This window comes from Intestinibacter sp., from assembly GCF_051866655.1.
Taxonomy (GTDB): Bacteria; Bacillota; Clostridia; order Peptostreptococcales; family Peptostreptococcaceae; genus Intestinibacter.
Map to the genome: position 1 here is coordinate 1 of NZ_JBJDXL010000422.1, position 2,857 is coordinate 2,857.

At 31.1% G+C, this 2,857-nt stretch carries 6 protein-coding genes and 1 pseudogene; all 7 read left to right on the top strand.

Annotation, left to right across the window (positions count from 1 at the left end; genetic code table 11):
- Positions 1 to 79 precede the first annotated feature (79 nt).
- Positions 80 to 226 carry a hypothetical protein gene (locus ACI3VO_RS12730; RefSeq protein WP_439758276.1) on the top strand — a complete coding sequence of 49 codons (147 nt, stop codon included), beginning with the start codon at positions 80 to 82 and terminating at the stop codon, positions 224 to 226.
- A gap of 87 nt (positions 227 to 313) precedes the next feature.
- Positions 314 to 697: pseudogene (locus ACI3VO_RS12735) on the top strand (DUF5675 family protein).
- 62 nt (positions 698 to 759) lie between these two features.
- On the top strand, positions 760 to 924 hold the full coding sequence (locus ACI3VO_RS12740) for a hypothetical protein (protein ID WP_439758277.1): 165 nt from the start codon (positions 760 to 762) through the stop codon (positions 922 to 924).
- A 405-nt stretch (positions 925 to 1,329) separates the two neighbouring features.
- The gene (locus ACI3VO_RS12745) at positions 1,330 to 1,470 is read left to right on the top strand and encodes a hypothetical protein (protein WP_439758278.1); all 141 of its coding nucleotides are present in this window, start codon (positions 1,330 to 1,332) and stop codon (positions 1,468 to 1,470) included.
- A 207-nt stretch (positions 1,471 to 1,677) separates the two neighbouring features.
- Positions 1,678 to 1,818 carry a hypothetical protein gene (locus ACI3VO_RS12750; protein ID WP_439758279.1) on the top strand — a complete coding sequence of 47 codons (141 nt, stop codon included), beginning with the start codon at positions 1,678 to 1,680 and terminating at the stop codon, positions 1,816 to 1,818.
- Between the two features lie 39 nt (positions 1,819 to 1,857).
- Complete coding sequence (locus tag ACI3VO_RS12755) at positions 1,858 to 2,010, top strand: hypothetical protein (RefSeq protein WP_439758280.1); 153 nt, start codon at positions 1,858 to 1,860, stop codon at positions 2,008 to 2,010.
- A 147-nt stretch (positions 2,011 to 2,157) separates the two neighbouring features.
- Positions 2,158 to 2,289 (top strand): hypothetical protein, encoded by a 132-nt coding sequence (locus ACI3VO_RS12760; RefSeq protein ID WP_439758281.1) that lies wholly within the window; start codon positions 2,158 to 2,160, stop codon positions 2,287 to 2,289.
- Positions 2,290 to 2,857: the final 568 nt, after the last annotated feature.

Consider the following 2,857-nt stretch of genomic DNA (forward strand, 5'->3'; position numbering starts at 1 on the left):
CTTACAGGCTTATAACATATAGATAAAAAATTCTAAATTATTAGATTATGTTTACCTAGCAAACTGGTGTAAATCAATTTTGTTTGGTTCAAGTATTGTAGATGAAAAGCATTTAGCTCTCTTTGTTAAGGATATGCTTGATAAAGAAGGAGACCTTGTTTTTAATCGATGGTATGCTGATATGGCTAAACTCGGAATTCCTATTGAGTGGGAAGATATGCTTTAACTCAAAATTTAAATACCTAACTCCAGAGTGCTTGGATGTTAGGTATTTTTTTTATACTTTTGTGGAGAAATACTAAAGTAGAAAAATATGGAAATACTAGTAAAAAGAATAGCAAAAAAATCTAAATACACGATAGGGAAAATGTATATAGATGGACAATATATATGTGATACCCTAGAAGATACTGATAGAGGACTAAATTAGAACATGTCCCTGAAAGACATTAATAACAAAAAAGTTTACGGGGAAACTGCTATACCTACTGGTACATATAAAGTAGATATGAACACAGTAAGCCCTAAGTTTAAGAGTAGAACATGGGCTAAACCTTACGGAGGTAAACTACCTAGACTTGTTTCAGTCCCAGGTTATGATGGAGTACTTATACATCCTGGAAATAAGGCTGAGGACACCTTAGGCTGCATTCTTGTAGGAGAAAATAAAGCTATCGGTCAAGTTCTTAACTCTTAGATTACTTTTAAGAGAGTTATGTCCATTTTAACTGAAGGAACTAATATAACAATTACAATAGAATGAGTAATATAAATCTATTTGGGTCTTCTTATTCTCCTGTAGGTTCTTCAACCTCGGATTTATTACTTAAATCTAGAGGAAAAGTTAAGATTCAAGTAGGTAATAAGTTTATAGACCTTATAAAAGACGGAAAAATAAACGTACAATCTAAATTTATCTATTAGCAAAATGAAGTAGGTAAATTAGATGGTATATATGTAGTTGGGGAGGACATATTCCTAGTGGTAGATGGAAATTAGATAAATTTAAACAGCAGTTAGGAAACTACTTATGTTTCCTTTATGTAGCCTTAGAAAGTTACTTCTGAATAGAAGTAGTAGGCTTTAATTAATATAGGATTTGTATATCCTGACCTATCATCCTTGGAAGCTGACAATATTTTAAATAGTATTGTATACGTATAGGAAACATAGAAACTATATATAGTAACAAATGGGGCTATACAGGAGTATAGTATTCCATTTCCAAATCCTTTTACTAAGCAATTTATTATTGAGAAAAATGACGATGATAAAGGAGCTATTTATATAAAAGGAACTGGTGAAGAAAATGGGCTAAGATTTGATTTTATGACTATATATTCTGATGGAGATTATATTACATTTAATTGTGATACCTCAATATTATATAGAGTTTTTGGAAATAATGTCTTAGAAATAACTTCAGGAGGAATAAAATCTAATGTTGTTATATATTGCGATTCTTTTTAGTCTACTAATGCTGGACTTAATTCCGGGTTTAAGTTATATACTTCAAGTAGTGGTTCTACTCTAGAGGTAGATAATTTAATTGTAAGAAAACAATCTGGACAAGGCACTTCAGGTTCTTCTAGCCTTGATTTATATCCGTACTATATTTTTGGTGGTATAAATATAATCTCAACTACAGCCTTAGCTCCTTCGGAAACAGAAGAATCTTTGGAAAGGATAACCATAACATTACAATATAAAAATGAATATAAAAAGGATGATGTTATATATATTGCAATTAAGACTGTTGTAAATAATGTAACTACTATGACACTAACTGAAGTTACTGTCTTAGAAGTAAGTGATTAGACTATTTCATTTGATTTTGCAGAAGGAAAAATATAGACTTTGGATGGTTTATTAACTTTTCTTAAAAATGGAATAAAAATAAGTCCGGAATCTTTAGACCTTATTGTAGAAAACAAAGTAAATACAAAAATAGGTTCTCTAAAAGATTACAAAGTTAAAAATGCTGGAGAAGAGGAAGCTGCTACTGGGTAGGGTATTTATTCCGAACAAGCAATATTTAAGAAAGCTGCTTATAATTCAGATTACACTTTAGAATCTACTGATAACTCTTCTAAATTTGCTTCTACTGAATGGGTAAATAAAACAATAAATAACACTCTACCTATTGGCTCTATAATTATGTTTAATGGTGCTACTTCTAATATTCCTGAAGGCTGGCATATATGTGATGGTACAGAAGGTACCCCAAATTTAATAGGTAGTTTTATTAAAGCGGCTGCAGCTTCAGGAGCAACTGGAGGAAAAACATAGATACAGCTTACTACAGCTAATATACCGAATCATACTCATAGTGTCTTAACTAATACTCTTACTACTTCATCGTCTGGAGCACATACTCATACTTATACAGCTCCAGTTAAGGGTTCTAGTGATAATGCTAGTGACAAAGATGTTATGGAAACTTCTTCTACTTAGAATACTTCTTCGGCAGGAGAACATACACATACCGTAAATGTAAGCTCAATATAGTTAAGTAGTGTAGGTAGTGGAACACCATTGGATTGGGAACCTAAATATTATTCTTTAATATATATAATGAAAATAAAATGATTTTATGGAAGAAAATGAACTAATGAATGACATTGACGATTTTCAGGTATAGGATTTACAAGAACCTGTAACTCCTTAGAATACTGAAAATCAAGTGACAGACTCCTTTGTTGCTTCTATTCTTAAAGATAGAGGTATTTAGGATATGTCTAAAATTAAGTTTGAAGAAGATGGAGAAGTAAAAGAAGTAGACTGGAAAGATCTTAGTGTTGAAGATTAGCTCAATATTTTCAATTCTTCTACTATCCAGTAGGATAATGAGGAATAT

Bases quoted from the DNA above. Each gene is read 5' to 3' on its own strand.
- ACI3VO_RS12740 (WP_439758277.1), top strand. From the start codon at position 760: ATGAGTAATATAAATCTATTTGGGTCTTCTTATTCTCCTGTAGGTTCT.
- ACI3VO_RS12745 (WP_439758278.1), top strand. From the start codon at position 1,330: ATGACTATATATTCTGATGGAGATTATATTACATTTAATTGTGATACC.
- ACI3VO_RS12760 (WP_439758281.1), top strand. From the start codon at position 2,158: ATGTTTAATGGTGCTACTTCTAATATTCCTGAAGGCTGGCATATATGT.